The organism is Azospirillum himalayense (assembly GCF_042657465.1).
Classification (GTDB): Bacteria; Pseudomonadota; Alphaproteobacteria; order Azospirillales; family Azospirillaceae; genus Azospirillum; species Azospirillum himalayense.
In genome coordinates this window covers 61552-78582 of record NZ_JBHSLC010000004.1, presented here as the reverse complement: position 1 = coordinate 78582, position 17031 = coordinate 61552, and the positions used below count along the sequence as shown (strand labels likewise).

The 17031-nt window shown below is 69.1% G+C and carries 19 protein-coding genes; 6 read left to right on the top strand and 13 right to left on the bottom strand.

The window, feature by feature from the left end; translation table 11 throughout:
- Positions 1-7 precede the first annotated feature (7 nt).
- From ACFPMG_RS02375 to ACFPMG_RS02345, 7 genes are all read right to left on the bottom strand, one after another.
- Positions 8-2284, bottom strand: coding sequence for a xanthine dehydrogenase family protein molybdopterin-binding subunit (locus tag ACFPMG_RS02375; RefSeq protein ID WP_376993636.1), 2277 nt, complete (start codon positions 2282-2284; stop codon positions 8-10).
- On the bottom strand, positions 2281-3279 hold the full coding sequence (locus ACFPMG_RS02370; RefSeq protein WP_376993635.1) for an FAD binding domain-containing protein: 999 nt from the start codon (positions 3277-3279) through the stop codon (positions 2281-2283). Before ACFPMG_RS02370 ends, ACFPMG_RS02375 begins: the two co-directional genes overlap by 4 nt.
- A complete protein-coding gene (locus ACFPMG_RS02365) occupies positions 3276-3812 on the bottom strand; it encodes a (2Fe-2S)-binding protein (RefSeq protein WP_376993634.1) in 537 nt (178 codons plus the stop codon). Before ACFPMG_RS02365 ends, ACFPMG_RS02370 begins: the two co-directional genes overlap by 4 nt.
- A gap of 181 nt (positions 3813-3993) precedes the next feature.
- Entirely contained in the window at positions 3994-5607 is a 1614-nt protein-coding gene (locus ACFPMG_RS02360; protein WP_376993633.1) for a hypothetical protein, read from the bottom strand.
- A gap of 216 nt (positions 5608-5823) precedes the next feature.
- The gene (locus ACFPMG_RS02355; RefSeq protein WP_376993632.1) at positions 5824-6477 is read right to left on the bottom strand and encodes a metal-dependent hydrolase; all 654 of its coding nucleotides are present in this window, start codon (positions 6475-6477) and stop codon (positions 5824-5826) included.
- 215 nt (positions 6478-6692) lie between these two features.
- Positions 6693-7112, bottom strand: coding sequence for a hypothetical protein (locus tag ACFPMG_RS02350; RefSeq protein WP_376993631.1), 420 nt, complete (start codon positions 7110-7112; stop codon positions 6693-6695).
- A 26-nt stretch (positions 7113-7138) separates the two neighbouring features.
- Complete coding sequence (locus ACFPMG_RS02345; protein WP_376993630.1) at positions 7139-7438, bottom strand: cupin domain-containing protein; 300 nt, start codon at positions 7436-7438, stop codon at positions 7139-7141.
- Between the two features lie 245 nt (positions 7439-7683).
- On the opposite strand from ACFPMG_RS02345, the gene ACFPMG_RS02340 reads away from it, so the two are divergent.
- Both ACFPMG_RS02340 and ACFPMG_RS02335 read left to right on the top strand, forming a co-directional pair.
- Positions 7684-9576, top strand: coding sequence for a DEAD/DEAH box helicase (locus ACFPMG_RS02340; protein ID WP_376993629.1), 1893 nt, complete (start codon positions 7684-7686; stop codon positions 9574-9576).
- Positions 9577-9666: 90 nt separating this feature from the next.
- The gene (locus ACFPMG_RS02335; RefSeq protein WP_376993628.1) at positions 9667-10050 is read left to right on the top strand and encodes a response regulator; all 384 of its coding nucleotides are present in this window, start codon (positions 9667-9669) and stop codon (positions 10048-10050) included.
- Between the two features lie 11 nt (positions 10051-10061).
- On the opposite strand, the gene plsY is transcribed toward ACFPMG_RS02335, so the two are convergent.
- The 6 genes from plsY to ACFPMG_RS02305 are packed head-to-tail and all read right to left on the bottom strand — an operon-like array spanning position 10062 to position 14850.
- Complete coding sequence (gene plsY / locus ACFPMG_RS02330) at positions 10062-10655, bottom strand: glycerol-3-phosphate 1-O-acyltransferase PlsY (protein ID WP_376993627.1); 594 nt, start codon at positions 10653-10655, stop codon at positions 10062-10064.
- A gap of 4 nt (positions 10656-10659) precedes the next feature.
- The gene (locus ACFPMG_RS02325) at positions 10660-11967 is read right to left on the bottom strand and encodes a dihydroorotase (protein ID WP_376993626.1); all 1308 of its coding nucleotides are present in this window, start codon (positions 11965-11967) and stop codon (positions 10660-10662) included.
- Positions 11960-12922 (bottom strand): aspartate carbamoyltransferase catalytic subunit, encoded by a 963-nt coding sequence (locus ACFPMG_RS02320; protein ID WP_376993625.1) that lies wholly within the window; start codon positions 12920-12922, stop codon positions 11960-11962. Before ACFPMG_RS02320 ends, ACFPMG_RS02325 begins: the two co-directional genes overlap by 8 nt.
- A 55-nt stretch (positions 12923-12977) precedes the next feature.
- Positions 12978-13484, bottom strand: a complete 507-nt coding sequence (locus tag ACFPMG_RS02315; protein WP_376993624.1) for a hypothetical protein — start codon at positions 13482-13484, stop codon at positions 12978-12980.
- A 25-nt stretch (positions 13485-13509) separates the two neighbouring features.
- A complete protein-coding gene (locus ACFPMG_RS02310; protein WP_188260664.1) occupies positions 13510-13866 on the bottom strand; it encodes a DUF6152 family protein in 357 nt (118 codons plus the stop codon).
- 30 nt (positions 13867-13896) lie between these two features.
- Positions 13897-14850: a transcriptional regulator GcvA gene (locus tag ACFPMG_RS02305; RefSeq protein ID WP_376993623.1), complete on the bottom strand. Its 954-nt coding sequence runs from the start codon at positions 14848-14850 to the stop codon at positions 13897-13899.
- Between the two features lie 166 nt (positions 14851-15016).
- On the opposite strand from ACFPMG_RS02305, the gene ACFPMG_RS02300 reads away from it, so the two are divergent.
- The 4 genes from ACFPMG_RS02300 (at position 15017) to ACFPMG_RS02285 (ending at position 17022) form a co-directional block, all read left to right on the top strand.
- Positions 15017-15247, top strand: coding sequence for a DUF1127 domain-containing protein (locus ACFPMG_RS02300; protein WP_376993622.1), 231 nt, complete (start codon positions 15017-15019; stop codon positions 15245-15247).
- Positions 15248-15251: 4 nt separating this feature from the next.
- Positions 15252-15704, top strand: a complete 453-nt coding sequence (locus tag ACFPMG_RS02295) for a GFA family protein (protein ID WP_376993621.1) — start codon at positions 15252-15254, stop codon at positions 15702-15704.
- Positions 15705-15707: 3 nt separating this feature from the next.
- A complete protein-coding gene (locus ACFPMG_RS02290; RefSeq protein ID WP_376993620.1) occupies positions 15708-16124 on the top strand; it encodes a GFA family protein in 417 nt (138 codons plus the stop codon).
- Between the two features lie 151 nt (positions 16125-16275).
- On the top strand, positions 16276-17022 hold the full coding sequence (locus ACFPMG_RS02285) for an SAM-dependent methyltransferase (protein WP_376993619.1): 747 nt from the start codon (positions 16276-16278) through the stop codon (positions 17020-17022).
- Positions 17023-17031 lie beyond the last annotated feature (9 nt).

The following is a 17031-nucleotide window of genomic DNA, read 5'->3' as shown; positions in this document are numbered from 1 at the left end:
GCCCTCGTCAGCGTAGCCCTGCCAGCACCTTGTCCAGCGTGATCGGGAAATCGCGCACGCGCACTCCGGTCGCGTGATGGATGGCGTTGGCGATGGCGGCGGGAACGCCGACGATGCCGATCTCACCGACCCCCTTGGCGCCCAGGGCGTTGACCATGTCGTCGTGCTCCTCGACGAACAGCACGTCGATCTCCGGCACGTCGGCGTTCACCGGGACATGGTACTCCGCGTAGTCGTGGTTCATCACCCGGCCCAGCCGGTGGTCGGTGAAGGCCTCCTCCTCCAGACCCATGCCGATGCCCCAGACCACGGCGCCCTGGATCTGGCTGCGCGCCGTCTTGGGGTTGATGATGCGGCCGGCGGCGATGGCGCTGACCACGCGGGCCACACGGATGGTGCCGAGATCCTCGTCCACCCGCACCTCCACGAAGACGGCAGAATGGGTGGCGAAGGTGTGCCGCGCCCGCGCCAGCAGATAAGGCAGGGCGCGCGCCTCCTCCTCGATGCTCAGGGTGCCGGAGCCGCGCATCACGTCGGTGATGGACAGCCGCCGCGCCCGGTCGTCCCGGACGATCAGATGACCGTCGGCGAAAAGCACATCCTCCTCCGCCACGCCCTTCAGCGGGCTGTTCTCCAGCTTGCCGGCCAGCGTGACCAGCTGTGACCGCACCCGGTCGCACACCGCCTTCACCGCCGACCCGACGGTGGAGACGGTCCAGGACCCGCCCTCGATGGGGGCGGTGGGAAGCGAGGAATCGCCCAGGCAGAAGGTCACCTCCTCGATCGGCAGGCCCAGAACGTCGGCGGCGATCTGCGTCATGACGGTGTAGGTGCCGGTGCCGATGTCGGCGGTGGCGCTGGACACCACCAGCTTCCCATCGACGCCCAGGACCGCCTTGGCGGCGGCCTGCCCCTGCATGGCGTCCCACACGCCCGCCGCCATGCCCCAGCCGATCAGCTCCCGCCCCTCGCGCATGGAGCGCGGCGCGGGGTTGCGCTTCGCCCAGCCGAACCGCTCCGCCCCGTGCTGGAAGCAGGCGCGCAGCTCCTTGCTGGAAAAGGGGTTTCCGGTGTTGGGATCGGTCTCGGCGTAGTTCTTCAGACGAAGCTCCACCGGGTCTATGCCGAGCTTGCAGGCCAGCTCGTCCATGGCGATCTCCAGCGCCGGGACGCCGGTCGCAGCGCCCGGCGCGCGCTGGTCCTGCGGCGTGTGCACGTCCAGCCGCGACAGCTTGTAGTCCAGCCGGACATTGTCGCAGGCGTACTGCTGGCCCGACCAGTTGACGACGATCTCCACATAATTCTCGTTTCGGGAGCTTTCCTGCACCGCCTCGTGGATCAGGGCCCGCAGCGTGCCGTCGCGCTCGGCGCCCAGCGCCACCCGCTGGATGGTTTCGGGCCGGTGGCCGAAGCTGAACATCTGCGGGCGCGACAGCTCCACCCGGACGGAGCGCTTCAACTGCGTCGCCGCCAGCATGGCCATGAAGAGCTGATGCTGCGGCCGCAAGCCGGAGCCGAAGGCGCCGCCGACGAAGGGCGACATCACCCGCACGGCGGATTTGGCCAAGCCGAAGACGTTGCAGACGTAGGTGTGGCAGTTCTGCGCGCCCTGGGTCTTGTCGTGGACGGTCAGCGTGCCGTCGTCGTGGTGCAGGACGGTGGTGGCGTGCATCTCCATCGGGTTGTGGTATTCCGCCGCCTGGGTGAACTCCGCGTCCACCTGGACGGGCGAGTCGAGAAAGGCCTGCTCCGGGTTGCCGCGCGGCTTCGGCGGGGGCTGGAAGCCGCCCTTGTCCTTGCCGGGGGTGAAGGTGTTCGCGCGGTTGGCGCGCAGGTCGGTCTGGTGGGGCGCCGCCTCATACTCGATGTGGACGAGGCGGGCGGCGTAGCGGGCCAGCTCGAAGCTCTCGGCGATCACCAGCGCCACCGGCTGGAGCGCGTGGTGGATCTCCGCGTCGTAGAGCGGGCGGAAGGGCGTTCCCTTGGGCGCGTCGTCGTCCTTCCACTTGCGGTCGAACCAGGCGAGGCTCGGCCGGTTCTCGTGGGTGAAGACGTGGATGACGCCGGGCAGGGCGAGCGCCGCCGCCGTGTCGATGCGGGTGATCCGTCCGCGCGCGATGGCGCTGGAGACGATGCAGCCGTGAGCGAGGTCCGGCAAGGTGAACTCGGCGGCGTAATGGGCGTTGCCGGTCACCTTCTTGCGCCCGTCCACCCGGCTGACGGGTTTCCCGATGGGGCCGTTGGGCTCCGTCAGGAAGCCGGGGATGCTGGGAATGGCGATCATGGGCGGGGCGCTCCCTTGCGCTCGGCGGCTTCGGTCAGGGCGCGGACGATGGCGCGCTCGGCCAGTTCGATCTTGAAGCTGTTGTGCACGTGCCCCTTGGCGTCGCGCAGCAGCACGCGCGCGGCGGCGCGGAACTGGTCGGGCGTGGCGGGCTTCCCGATAAGGGCGGCTTCGGCCTCCGGGTCGCGCCAGGGCTTGTGGGCGACCCCGCCCAGCGCCAGACGGGCCTCGCGGACGGTGTCCCCATCCATCTCCAGCCCCGCCGCCACCGACACCAGCGCGAAGGCGTAGGAGGCGCGGTCCCGAATCTTCAGATAGGTCGAATGCTCGGCGAAGCCCCTGGCCGGCAGGTCGATGGCCGTGACGAGGTCGCCCGGCTGCAAGGTGGTGTCGATCTCCGGACGGTCGCCGGGCAGGCGGTGGAACTCGGCGAAGGGGATGCTGCGCTCACCCTCCGGCCCGGTCACCTGGACGACTGCGTCGAGCGCCGCCAGAGCGACGCAGAGGTCGGAGGGGTGGACGGCGATGCACTGATTGCTGGCGCCCAGGATGGCGTGGATGCGGTTGACCCCGCCGATCGCGCCGCAGCCCGACCCCGGCTCCCGTTTGTTGCAGGGGGTGGCCGTGTCGTAGAAGTAGTAGCAGCGGGTCCGCTGCAGCAGATTGCCGCCGTTGGTCGCCATGTTGCGGAGCTGCGCCGAGGCGCCGGCGAGAATCGCCTTGGACAGCATGGGGTAGCGGGTCTGCACGCGCTCGTCGTAGGCGGTGTCAGCGTTGCGGGCCAGCGCGCCCAGCCGCAGGCCGCCCTCCGCCGTCTCCTCGATCCGGTCCAGCGGCAGGCGGGAGATGTCGACCAGCCCTTCCGGACGCAGCACGTCGGCCTTCATCAGGTCGAGCAGGTTGGTCCCCCCGGCGACGAAGGCGGTGCCGGAGGCGCCGGCCCGCCCGACCGCGTCCGCCGCGCTGTCGGCGCGGGCGTAGGTGAAGGATCTCATGGCGCGCCCTCCGCCTTCGGGCCGGCGATGGTCATGGCCTGCCGGATCGCCGCGACGATGTTGGGATAGGCCCCGCAGCGGCAGAGGTTGCCGCTCATCAACTCGCGGATCTCGTCGTCGGTGCTGGCCTTGCCCTCGGCGATCAGTCCGGCGGCGGAACAGATCTGGCCCGGCGTGCAGTAGCCGCACTGGAAGGCGTCATGCTCGATGAAGGCTTCCTGGAGCGGGTGGAGCGCGTCGCCGGTGGTCAGCCCCTCGATGGTGGTGACCTTGCGGCCGTCTTGCATCGCCGCCAGCGTCAGGCAGGAGTTGATGCGCCGCCCGTCCACCAGGACGGTGCAGGCTCCGCACTGGCCGTGGTCGCAGCCCTTCTTGGTGCCAGTCAGGCCGAGATGCAGGCGCAGCGCGTCCAGCAGCGTCGTCCATGGCGCAAGGTGAAGTGTCCGCTCCACCCCGTTGACGTTCAGCGTGACGGGAATCGGTTCGGGCGGCGGGGCGGGGGCCGGGCGCAGGCTGGCGTTGAGCTGTGCCATGGAGACTCCGGATCTGCGGGGGAGCGCCGGACGCCGCCACGATCAAGGGCTGCGCCGACATCACATGTCCGGACAACAGGAGGTTGGCACCGCCGTTCCGAAGACGGAATGAACCGGCCGGGAGCGGGCGCCGCCGCATCCTGGGCACACGCTGAAATGATGGGGGTTCGGCGGTTCGCCGTTACTTCTTCGCGGTGCCGGCGATGCCGGATTTTTCCGCGGCGTCCAGCAGGGTGACGACCTCGGGGGCGACCCACCAACGGCAGCGCTTGCGCTCGTCGCTCGACACGGCGATCACCCGGTCGATCAGGCGGGTTTCGGCAGCGCCGAACGTTTTCTGCTGCCGCAACGCCGCCTCGATCACCCCGGCCAGCGCGATGTCGAGCGCGGTGATCTCGATGGGGTAGCTCAGCATGTCCGCCAGATCGGCGAGCTGGCCGAGCATCCGCAGCCCTTCCGCGGCGCCGGTGGAGGACAGGCGGCGGAAGGCCGTGGCGACGTGGTTGCCGTCCTCGGCCCGCCACGGCTTGCCCGACGACACGATGCCGCGCCGCGCCAGCTGTGCCTGGAACTCGTTGACGAAGCGCACGCGCTCCATCAGCGGGTCGAGCACGCTGTGCATGGTCAGCGCCTCGATCCGCCGGGCGAGGACAGGGGCGAGGTCCTCGTGCACGGCGTTGCTCAGCTCGCGGAACGCCTGATGGACCATGTTGCGTTCGCGGTCGGTGGTGTCCAGCTCCAGCGCATGGACGGCGTCGTACCAAGCCAGGAAATGCTGGAGCTGGGCGGAGGGATGGTCGCGGTCGTCCACCGCGTCCGCCACCAGCAGGCCCGGCTTGCTGAGGAAGCTGCCGGTCAGCGTGGCCTTCAGCGCTTCCGCGGCGACCAGAAGGCGGCCGATGATGGCGTCCTTGGCCACCGCGACGGGGAAGGCTTCGAACAGTCGGATCGCCAGGGCGGCGTCGTCGCGCCGGTGCAGGCCGGCCACCGCGAACATGGCCGCCCCCTCGCGCGTGCAGTCGCCGCGGCGCACCATCTCCCGCGCCAGACGCACCGGGTCGCCGTGCAGCAGCGACGGCAGGGGCTGGTCCGCCCAGGCGGGGGCGGCCAGAAGGATGGTTTCCATCCGCTCCAGCTCCGCGCGGGCGACGCCCTCGCGCTGGCGGACGCCGTGGCGTTTCAACATCTGCGCGCGGAAGCCCGACACTTCGGACAGGAAGGCGGTCGCCTCCGCCGGTGCGGAGCGCAGGCGGGCCAGCACGGCGAGGCTGCGCTGGCGCAGCGCGTCCGCCCAGCTCTGCGCCTCGGCGGAAGCGAAGATCTCGTTCAGCGGCTGGTCCTTGGCGAGGCGGGCCACCGTTTCCTGGACGCGGCCGACCAGCGGTTCCATGCGCGGGGCCAGGGCGAACCACCAGGCGCTGACGTCCGCCAGATGCAGGGCGCCGGCCAGCCGGACCCCGCTGGTCAGCAGGGAATCGTCGCGCAGGATCAGCGCGTCGAACAGGCCGGTCCAGACGCGGCGCGCGTGCTCGGACCGCCGCCCGTTCAGCATGGTGACCAGCATCTGGGCGACCGGCTCGGCCATGTCCTCCAGATACCCGTCGCGGATCATCTTGTAGAGCTGGAGCTTCTGACCATGGTCCAGCGGGGCCAGCACGTCGGACACACGCTTCAAGCTCTTGTCCTGCCCGCCGGGCAGATCGGGAAGGGCGAGGTGGAGCGGAATCGCCGTCGCCGCATTGGGCGGCACGCCGTCGACCGCCTGCCTCTCTTTCGACATCCGGAGCTTTGCCATGGTCGGATCCGTCCGCATCGAAGCGTGTGGAAATTCAATCTAAGATCGATTGGATATGGTCGTTAGAATGTGCCTAAAAAGCCTAACGAATCGCTAAGCGGTGACAAAGACAGATTTTCACGGTCTCTATGACGAAATGCAACAAGGGTGACGAAACAGAAAGCCAAGATGAGTCATTGACCGTTACATTTAAAACACAATCCAGGCGCTCATGACTCAGCCTTTCAACGGGCGGGTCTTCGCCGGCTCGGTGGGCTTGCGTGCGGGGATGGGCGGCGCACTGCGTTCCCGCCCTTCCTCCCCAAGGAATCCTTGCGCCGCGACGACGGCGGAGCGCCACGGGCGGTCCATCGCCATCCAGTTCTCGAAGGGCAGGCGGTCGAGGGGCAGGCCCGGCCAGGACGCGGAAAACAGGCCGGAAATCATCCAGCCGGCCAGCAGCGTGACCGCCAGCTGTTCCGAGAATCCGCCGGTCTTCAGGATGGGCAGCGCGAAGTTGCGCCGCCGCTTGATCGGCCACAGCAGAGGCAGCCCCGCCGGGGTCAGCAGGTCGCCCGCCAGATGGGTCAGATAGCCGATCAGGAAGGGCAGGATCAGGTGCGAGTAGTCCGCGTACTCGTGCAGCACCCAAAAGCATCCCGCGATGGCCAGCGTGGAATGGGTGACGCCGCGATGCCCGAAGACGGCTGAGATCACGTTCGACAGTGGCCGCATCAACTGGCCGAGCGTCGATTTGGGATGGTCGATGTCCGGCGCCAGAGACCCGATCACCGCCGCCCCGAACGCCACTACGTCAAAGGGCAGGCCGAAGCGCGCCGAGGTGTAGAACCACGCCGCCCCGCCGACGATCATGTGGGAAGAGGCCATCATGGGCGGTCACCGCAGGGCGAGCGATGAGGCACAGGGCGTCAGAACGCGCGAAGGCTGTGCCAGGGTGACGGCCACTCTGTCGGATGCTCCCGGATTCCTAGTTCCTAACATTAGGACAGAAGTCGCGCCCACACAATAACGGCCTGATCAAGAGGGATTCCGAAATGACATGGCGCCTATGCGTTCACGCCGGCACCAGCAGGGCAGGGATGCCGTCAGCCCGCCGGGCCGCGGCTGCAGGTGGCGCCGATGGCGCGCAGGGCGTTGCGCACCCGCCCGACGCTCTCGCGGTCCGGGAGGCTGTACCAAGTGATGGTCAGGGCGACCGGCGCGGCGCGGCGCAGGCCATGGACGTCGCCGGGCGCGGCCTCGACGACGCGGCCCTGGCTGCCGACGAACCAGCGCCAGCGCTGGCCCTCGCCGTCGGCCAGCGACTGCCAGACCTCGCGGGAGTCCCGGTAATAGGCGCCGCCCCCGGCGTCCGCCGCGTCGGCGTAGAGGTAGAGCGGGTTCTCCGGCGACAGCGAGAGCAGCAAATGCTGGACGGACCGCGGCCCGCCGGTGCGGATGACGGCGTCGGGAAGCGGCTCGTCGCCGTCCTGGCCATAGTCGAACATGGAGGAGCCGCGGTGCATCGGTCAGTCGGATCGGGCGTGAGGGGTCAGCCGAGCTGGAGGAATTCGACCTCGACAAAAACGATGTCGCTGTCGCCGTCGTTGATGACGTTGTGGCTGACGCCGGCCTTGCGGAAATAGGAGCGGCCCGGCTCCAGCGGGAATTGGCGGGCGTTGCCGTCCGGATCGACGATGGTGAAGGCGCCGGCCGTCACCGGAACGATCACATAGTCGTAGCCGTGCACATGGGCGCCGGTCTCCGCCCCCGGCACCAGACGCCATTCGGTGACGCGGGTGCGCTCGTTCTCGACATGCTGGGTGGAAACCGCCTGCGGACGGGTGCTCATCTCCTGGTGCCCTCCTTGCTCGTCTCGTTGGGGACTTTTCAAAAGAACAATTCGTGTACCACGAAGCCCGAGCCGCGCCCAGACCGAAGCGCATCCGGCGCCTTTCCTTCGGACTCCTTTGGCGAGTGGCCCCCCTCCTTTGGGGGATGCCTACCTACGATTGAATCCGTGACCCGGTGACTCCCTGCAGCTTAGCCTTGCCGGTCCGTACCGCGGAAACCGTCAGGGAGGGGCGTCAGGCCGGCATGCCAGCGTTGAGAAGCCACCAGACCATGGTCGCCGGCGTCGCCGCGGCCATCGCGCAGCGGCAGACCGACGTGCGGGACGTGCTGGCCGCGGTGACGCCGGGTGGGGGAAAGTCGCTGCTGCCGGTGATCATGGGGGCGGCGCTGATGCGCGCCGGGCTGATCGACCGCATCTGCTGGATCGTGCCGCGCGACAGCCTGCGCCGGCAGGCCGAGGAGGCCTTCGCCGATCCGCGCTGGCGCGAGGCGCTGGGTCACGGGATCGCGCTGCGGGCGGCGGAGAACGGGCGCGATCCCTGCCGCGGCCTCCAGGGTTACGTCACCACCTATCAGGCGGTCGCCGCGGCGCCGGACCTGCACCTTCAGGAGTTCCGCCGCCACCGCTACCTGCTGGCCGTGGACGAGTTGCACCACCTGCCCGCCGTTGCCGACAGCGGAGCGGCGGCCACGGCGGAGGACGAGACCGCCTGGAGCCGCTCCATCCTGCCGTTGTTGGAAAGCGCCGCCGCCCGGCTGCTGATGAGCGGCACGCTGGAACGGGCGGACGGGCGCCCCATCCTCTGGCTGCCCTACCGCGCGCCGCAGGGGGTGCGGAGGGTGCGCGAGATCGACTTCAAGGCGCCGGGCTGGGCCATCGTCGGCTATTCGCGGCGGCAGGCGCTGGCCGAGAAGGCCATTTTGCCGGTGACCTTCGGCGCGATGGACGGCACCGCGACGTGGCTGGACGCCGAGCGGACGGCTCGCAGCGTCGACGCGCTGTCCCGCGCCGGGGAGAACACCCGCGACGCCCTGTTCACCGCGCTGCGCACCGGCTTCGCCCAGGCCATGCTGCGCGAAGCCTACCGCTCGTGCCGCGAGCACCGGGCGAAACGGCGCGCCGCGGGGAACGGTCCACATGGGGCGGGGCATGAGGGCGCCGGGCTGGGCAAGCTTCTGGTGATCGCGCCGGACCAGGAGACCGCCCGCAACTACCTCGACACGTTGCGCGGCTGGATGCCCGGCGCGCAGGCGGCGCGGATGGCGCAGATCGCCATTTCCGAGCGGCGCGACGCCCAGGAGGTGGTGGCCGCCTTCCGCCTGCGCCCCGAGCCCGCCGTTCTGGTTTCCGTCGCCATGGCCTACGAGGGGTTGGACGCGCCGGCCATCTCGCACGTCGCCTGCCTGACCCACATCCGCTCCCGCCCCTGGCTGGAGCAGGCCATCGCGCGGGCAACCCGCGTCGATCCCCACGCCGGCGCCTACGAACAGCAGCGGGCGGTGATCTACCACCCCTCCGACATGATGTTCGAGCGGTTCCGCCAGATGGTCGAGACCCAGCAGGGCACGCGGGCCATGGTCAAGACGCGGCGCCAGCACGAACTGCCCTTCGAGCGCACGGTGGAGGCGGAGCCCGAGATCATCCCGCTGGAATCCAACGCGACGGCCCTGCGCTTCGCCGTGGTCGCTCCCGGGCCAGATTTCGGCAACCCGTCGCCGGGGCGCGATTCCGCCGACCGCCCCTCGGCCGACCGCCCGTCCAAGGACGGGGTGCAGGTGCCCAGCGCCGTGGAGCATCATCTGCGCCAGCGCATCGGCCAGATCGTGGCGGCCCAGGTGATCGAGGACCAGGACAACAACCTCGTCGCCGAGGGGCCGGTCAGCTACCACACCTACAACGCCGTGCTGAAGCGCTGCATGAACAAGGCGCGGTCGGAGATGACGCTGTCGGAACTGGAGGCCGCCCTCGGCTGGCTGGAGCGCAACCGCATCTCCGATCATCTGCACCTCATCGCCGACGACCCGCAATACCGCTGGTCGAGCCGCCGCAAGGGCCGAGGGGCGGGGTCGGTCACGACCTTCTCGAAACCATCCCGCCGGACTCCCCACCATGGTACGGTGAAGCCGGCGTCCTAAATAACGCCCCCGGCCACACTTTTTTGCAGGAGCGAAGCCATCGGCCTTCGTGGAGAGTGTCGGCCCGTTCGCCACCCGTGGAGGTTCCTGGTGCGTTTCGCGAGGCCGCTCAAGATTCTTCTCGTTGAGGATGACTCGCTCACCGCCATGGCAATGGCCCGCATGCTGGAGATGGCCCATTGCACGGTCACCACCGTGACGGATGGGGAAGCCGGTTTGAGCGCCCTGGCCGATGGCTCCTTCGATGCGCTGATCACAGATCTGGTGATGCCCCGGCTGGGCGGCGAGGCGATGATCCGCCGGCTGCGCCTCGACTGGCCCGACCTGCCCATCGTCGTCCTGTCGGCCTCTCCGCCCGAGGATGGAATCCCCGGCTTGCAGGACGGGGAGGGCGGACCGCTGGTGATCCTGAGGAAACCCGTCCTGGCGGGGGAACTGCTGGCGGCGATGGAGCGGGTGTTCCTGAAGACCTGACCGGAGCGCGATCAGGCCTTCTTCTTGCCGAAGCTGATCTTCGGTTCCTCGCCTTTCAGCAGGCGCGTGATGTTCGCGGAATGGCGGATGGCGACCAGCACGGCGATGAACAGGCAGAGCCCCGCCACCAGCGGCCCGCCGAAGAACCAGCCGACGATCGGGCTGAGGCCGAGAGCGGTCAGGGCCGACAGCGACGAGATCTTGAACAGGAAGGCCATGGCGAGCCACGTTGCGCAGGCGATTACGCCGACCGGCCAGGACACGGCGAGCAGCACGCCGAGCGCGGTCGCCACGCCCTTGCCGCCCTTGAAGCCGAGCCAGACCGGGAAGCTGTGGCCCAGCATGGCGCCGCCCGCCGCGAAGACCGCCGCCTCCGGCCCGGCCCAGGCGAGGGCGAGCAGGGCGGCGATGGCGCCCTTGCCGCTGTCCAGGATCAGGGTGGCGGCGGCCAGCGGCTTGTTGCCGGTGCGCAGCACGTTGGTGGCGCCGATGTTGCCGGACCCGATCTGGCGGATGTCGCCCAGACCGGCCAGCCGCGTCAGCACCAGCCCGAAGGGGATTGAGCCCAGCAGATAGCCCAGCAGGGCCGAGACAAGCAGGGTCACCGCATCAGCCCTCGAACTGCCAGACGGTGCGCCCGTCGACCACGGTGCGCAGCGGACGGCCCTGGACGGGGCGGTCCTCGAAGGGGCTGTTCTTCGACTTCGACTTGAAGGCCGCCACGTCCACCTTCCACGGCACGTCCAGGTCGAAGGCGATCAGGTCGGCGGGGGCGCCCTTGGCGATACGGCCGAGCGGCAGGCCGAGGAGTTCGGCCGGCTTCACGGTCACGCAGGCCAGCGCCTTCAGCAGCGGCATGGCGCCCTTGTGCACCAGCTCCAGCGTCAGCGGGAACAACGTCTCCAGCCCGATCACGCCACAGGCGGCCTGGGCGAAGGGCAGGCGCTTCTGGTCCTGGTCCTGCGGCGTGTGGTCGGACGCGATGGCGTCGATGGTGCCGTCGGCCAGACCTTCCACGATGGCCCGCCGGTCCATCTCGCCGCGCAGCGGCGGGGAGACCTTGGCGAAGGTGCGGTAGTCGCCGACGTCCGTCTCGGTCAGGGCGAAGTAGTGCGGGGCGGTGTCGCAGGTGACCTTGAGCCCGCGCGCCTTGGCACGGCGGATCAGGTCCACCGACTCGCCCGTCGTGACGTGGGCGAAGTGCAGCCGGCCGCCGGAGAGTTCGAGCAGGCGCAGGTCGCGCTCGATCATGATGATCTCGGCCTCCCGCGGGATGCCGACGAGGCCGAGGCGGGTGGCCCGCTCGCCCGAATTCATCATGCCGCCGCTGGCGAGGCTCGGCTCCTCCGGATGCTGGACGATCAGCTTGTCGAAGGTGCGGGCGTAGCTGAGCGCGCGGCGCATCGCCTTGGCGCTGGCGATGGCCTTGGTGCCGTCGGTGAAGGCCACCGCCCCGGCGCGGGACAGCAGGCCCATCTCGGTGATCTCGTTGCCGTCCGTCCCGCGGGTCGCGGCGGCGTAGGCGAAGACCTTGACCAGACGGACCTCGCGGGCGCGCCGGGCGATGAACTCCAGGCTCGCCACCTCGTCGGTCACCGGGTCGGTGTTGGGCAGCAGGACCACGGCGGTGATGCCGCCGGCCACCGCGGCGCGCGAGGCGCTCTTGATGGTGTCCTTTTCCTCCTCGCCGGGCTCGCCGATGAGGACGCGCATGTCGACGAGGCCCGGGGCGAGGCACTGGCCCTGGAGGTCGACGACCTCGATTCCCTCCGGCACGCCGTCGGCGAACAGGGACGGGCCGAAGTCGGCGATCTTCGCGCCTTCGGTCAGCAGGTCGCCGCGCTGGTCCAGACCGCTGGCGGGGTCGAGCAGGCGGGCGTTGCGGTAGGCGACGCGGGGTGCGTTGGAATTAGGCATTGTTCCCCCGGCGATCGCGGGTGAGAAGGTCGAGCACGGCCATGCGGACGGCCACGCCCAGTTCCACCTGGTCGAGGATCATGGAGCGCTTGAGGTCGTCGGCGACTTCCGAATCGATCTCGACGCCGCGGTTCATCGGGCCGGGATGCATCACCACCGCGTGCGGCTTCGCCACCGCCAGCTTCTCGTAATCGAGGCCGTAGAAATAGAAATATTCGCGGGTCGAGGGGACGTACTGTCCGCTCATCCGCTCGGTCTGGAGGCGCAGCATCATCACCACGTCGGCGTCCTTCAGGCCGGTCGCCATGGAGTGGTGGATCTCGACGCCCAGCCGGTCGATCTGCGAGGGGATCAGCGTCGGCGGCGCCACAACGCGGACGCGGGCGCCCATGGCGTTCAGCAGATGGATGTTGGAGCGCGCGACGCGGCTGTGCAGGATGTCGCCGCAGATCGCCACGATCAGACCGTCGAGGCTGCCGAGGCGGCGGCGGATCGCCAGCGCGTCCAGGAGCCCTTGCGTCGGGTGCTCGTGATGGCCGTCGCCGGCGTTGATGACCGAGCAGTTGACCTTGTCGGCCAGCAGCTTCACCGCCCCCGAATCGGCGTGGCGAACGACCAGCGCGTCGAGGTGCATGGCGTTCAGCGTCATCGCCGTGTCGATCAGCGTCTCGCCCTTCTTCACCGAGCTGCCGTCCGACGACATGTTGATGACGTCGGCGCCGAGCCGCTTGCCGGCCAGCTCGAAGCTGGTGCGGGTGCGGGTCGAGTTCTCGAAGAAGAGGTTGACGATCGTCCGCCCGTCGAGAAGCGACGACTTCTTCGTGGGCTGGCGGTTCTGCTCGACGTAGCCGTCGGCGAGGTCGAGGATGGTGGTGATCTCGCCTGCCGTCAGCCCCTCGATGCCAAGGAGGTGGCGGTGCGGGAAAACCGTCGTGGAATGGGGCGATCCGGTCATGGGCCGCGACTATAGGAGCGGTCCCGGACGCCCGCAAGCGCGCCCTATGCCCTTTTTAAAGGTAGGCGATGAGGCGCCCACAGGCCAGGACACCGACCCACAGCGCGAGCGAGGCAGCGCCGGCGAACCGGGCGCCCGGCGGCGGCCGGTCCGCAAGGCTCCACTCCGCCATGCGACGGCCGGCGAGCCCGTGGAAGGCCAGGATGTTCAGCAAGGCCAGCCCGATCAGCACCAGCTTCGCCAGGAAAGCCGGGTTGCGGGCCAAGGCGGTGGCTTCCGTGGTGAACAGCAGAAGGCCGGTCGGCACCGCCAGCGCGAAGCCGGTCACCGCCACCGGCAGGAGCAGCCGCGCCAGCGCATCCGCCGGCAGCAGCGGCGCCCGGACCCCGATCAGCCGCAGGTCGAAGGCCAGGATCGCCCCGACCAGAAGGGCGAATCCGAGGATGTGCGTGATCTCGACCAGCGGGTAGAGCCAGACCGACTGGCGCAGCGACTCGCCGAGCCCGGACGTTTCCAGCGCGACGAGCCAGCCGGGGCCGGTGGGGGCAAGATCGTGGTCCATGTTGCGACCGAGCGCGGGGGCGTCGTCAGCGCAGCTCGATGGTCTTGTCGGCGGCGGTGATGCGCTCCGCCCGCAGCTCCGCCGGGTCGGACTTGGCGGGATAGCCGACCACCGTCACGGTCTGACCGGGCTTGATCGAATCGGCGGGCAGGCCGCGCGTGCTCATGCGGCTGGGCGGGGCGAGCACGACGTGCCAGAGCTTGCCGTCGGCCTGGAGGTTCAGCATGGCGTGCGGGTTGTTGAAGGCGATCTGCTGCACGGTGCCGGTCAGCGTCATCTCCTTGTCCGACTCGTAGCCGCCCCAGCCATGATGGGCGGCGGCGGGCCAAGCCAGCGAAGCGGACAGCAGGGCGGCGAGGGCGAGTGGGCGTGCGGGCGTCATGGCGCAACCTTTCCCCGGTCAGGCGTCTGTTCAGGCGTCTGGGGTAGAGGTTGTGGCGGACTCCGCCGCGGACAAGGCCCGGCTGTGTCCGGCCGCAGGGTCGGCGGCGGCTTCCTCGAACAGCCAGTCACGGAACGCCTTCACCTTCGGCCGCGAGAAGTAATGGGGCGGGGCGACGACGTAGTAGGCGTAGTTGCCCGGCAGATGGACGTCGAACAGCCGGACCAGCCGCCCGGCGGCGACGTCGTCCGCCACCAGGACGCCGCGGGCCAGCGCCACGCCGCCGCCCTCCGCCGCGACCTGGAGCAGCAGCGCCGAATCGTCGAAACGCGGGCCGCGGGCGTGGTCCAGCCCAGCGATCCCCGCGGCCTCGCCCCAGGTGCCCCAGGTGATGAAGTAGTCGTCGTGGAGCAGCGTGTGGTGGCGCAGGTCCTCCGGGCAGCACAGGGGGCGGGGGCCGTCGAGAAGCGATGGGCTGCACACCGGATAGATGTCCTCGGTCATCAGCCGCTCGCAGCGCAGGCCGGGCCAGTTGCCGGCGCCGAAGCGGATGCCGATGTCCACGTCCTGCTGGCTGAAGTCGACAAGCTGCGGGGTGGTGTGCAGCCGCACCTCCAGCTCCGGATGGCGGGCCTGGAAGCGGCCGAGCCGCATGACCAGCCACTTCGCCGCGAAGCTGGGCATGGTCGAGATGGTCAGCGCGCCGGACCCGTCCATGCGGAACAGCCGCTCCGTGGCGTGCGACAGCGTGTCGAGCGCGTCGCGCACCGGCGGCAGGTAGGATTGCCCGGTCTCGGTCAGGATCAGCGCGCGGTTCATCCGGCGGAACAGCGGCATGCCCAGCCATTCCTCCAATCCCTTGATCTGGTGGCTGACGGCGGCCTGGGTGACGTGAAGCTCTTCCGCCGCCTTGGTGAAGGACAGGTGCCGGGCGGCGGATTCGAAGGCGCGCAGGGCGTTCAGCGGCGGCAGGCGGCGGGCCATGAAGCGACTCCGGGACACGGGCTTCGGATTAGTTTTCCTAATCCAAACTATGAGAAAGCGTCGTTTGTGCGCAAGGATCGGGTGGCCCATCCTCCAGTCACGGAACACAGTCCTGAACGTCGGGCAAAGGTCCCGACGACGACCGGACATAAGAGGAGACGCGGTCATGACCCAGAGCATGAATGGCAGCATGAACACACGCACCGACGCGCAGGAGCGGCCCGGCCAGGGCTTCGGCGGGGTGCTGGTCACCCTGTTCGACACGGTGGCGACCTGGAATGAGCGGCGGCGCCAGCGGCGCGCGTTGGAGGCTTTGCCCGATCATCTGTTGCACGACATTGGCCTGTCCCGCGCCGACGCGGTGACCGAGGCCGACAAGCCCTTCTGGCAGGGCTGACCCCATGACGGAGGGCGGGAACGGGCGGGTCTGGACCGGCGGTTGCGCCTGCGGCGGCGTGCGCTATGAGATCATGGCGACGCCGTCGCCAGTGTCCTTCTGCCATTGCGGCCAGTGCCGGCGCCAGCACAGCCATGTCGGCGCCTACACCACATTCCCGCGGGACGCGCTTCGCCTGGTGGCGGACGACACCCTGGCTTGGTACGCGTCGTCGGAACGCGCGCGGCGGGGCTTCTGTTCACGCTGCGGAACCGGCCTGTTCTGGGACCCGGTCGCCGAGCCGCGCATGGACGCCGCGGCGGGCAGCCTGGATGAACCGACCGGCCTGCAGGCCGACCGTCACATCTGGGTGGACTTCAAGGGCGACTATTACAGCCTGTGCGACGACGGTCTGCTCCGCCGGACCAGCACGGAGCCCGGCAACCAGACCCTCTTCAACAACCCGATGGAGGATTGAGGCATGAGCGACGGCGCGACGTTGACCGGTGGTTGCCTGTGCGGCGCCGTCCGGTACGAGGTGGCCGAGCGGCCCATGGGGGTGGTGAACTGCCATTGCGGCCAGTGCCGGCGCTTCCACGGCCATTTCGGCGCCTACATCACCATCCCACGCGAGACGGTGGCCGTGTCCGATTCGGAAGGCACCCTGTCCTGGTACCAGTCCTCGGGGAAGGCGCAACGCGGCTTCTGCTCGCGATGCGGTTCGTCTCTGTTCTGGAACGGCGACGGGTCCGACCTGTTCGACGTCGCCGCCGGGAGCCTGGACCAACCGACCGGGCTCGCCACGCTGCGGCACATCCATGTGGCGGACAAGGCGGACTATTATACGATCGACGACGGGCTGGAGCGCTTCCCCCAGGGCGCTCCCGAGCCGCCGTAAGCCGCTGGACAAGTCGTCGCACATTATTGCACCAGCACGGAATTCCGGCTGCCGAGAATGGGGTTGTGGTAACCTGAATCCGCTCAGATGTTTTCAGAAGGACTGCTCGGGCTGAAGAAGGAATTGCTCGCGTTAATTTGGGAATTTGGCAATGGACATTCCGCGAATATTCAACATAACGGAAAGCGCTCACCGCATCCACAATCCGATCACCCCGGAGAAACTTGCCACACTCGGCGCTGCGCTGCGTCTGGAGGCGGGGACCCGCTTGCTCGACCTCGGCAGCGGTTCGGGGGAGATGCTCTGCACATGGGCGCGCGATCACGGCATCGTCGGCACCGGCGTCGATATGAGCCGACTGTTCACCAAGCAGGCGAAGCGTCGTGCCGTGGAACTCGGCGTTGCTGACCAGGTCACGTTCATCCATGGCGATGCCGCGGGTTATGTCTCCGCCGAGCCGGTCGGCGTGGCGGCCTGCATCGGGGCCACATGGATCGGCGGTGGAGTCGCCGGCACGATCGAACTGCTGGAGCGCAGCCTGCGCCGCGGCGGAATCATCCTCATCGGGGAGCCCTACTGGCGGCGTCTGCCGCCGACGGACGACGTCGCCAAGGGATGTCTTGCCCGGGCGGTTTCCGACTTTCTCACGCTTCCGGGCCTGCTCGCGTCCTTTCGCCAGCTTGGCTGCGACGTCGTTGAAATGATGCTGGCCGATCAGGACGGATGGGATCGCTACGAGGCGGCCAAATGGCTGACCATGCGCCGGTGGCTCGAAGCCAATCCCGACGACGAACTTGCGCAGGATGTCCGGGATAAGCTGACCTCGGAGCCCGAGCGCTACGCCACCCACACGCGTGACTATCTGGGGTGGGGCGTGTTCGCGCTGATGAGGCGTTGATGGGGCCTT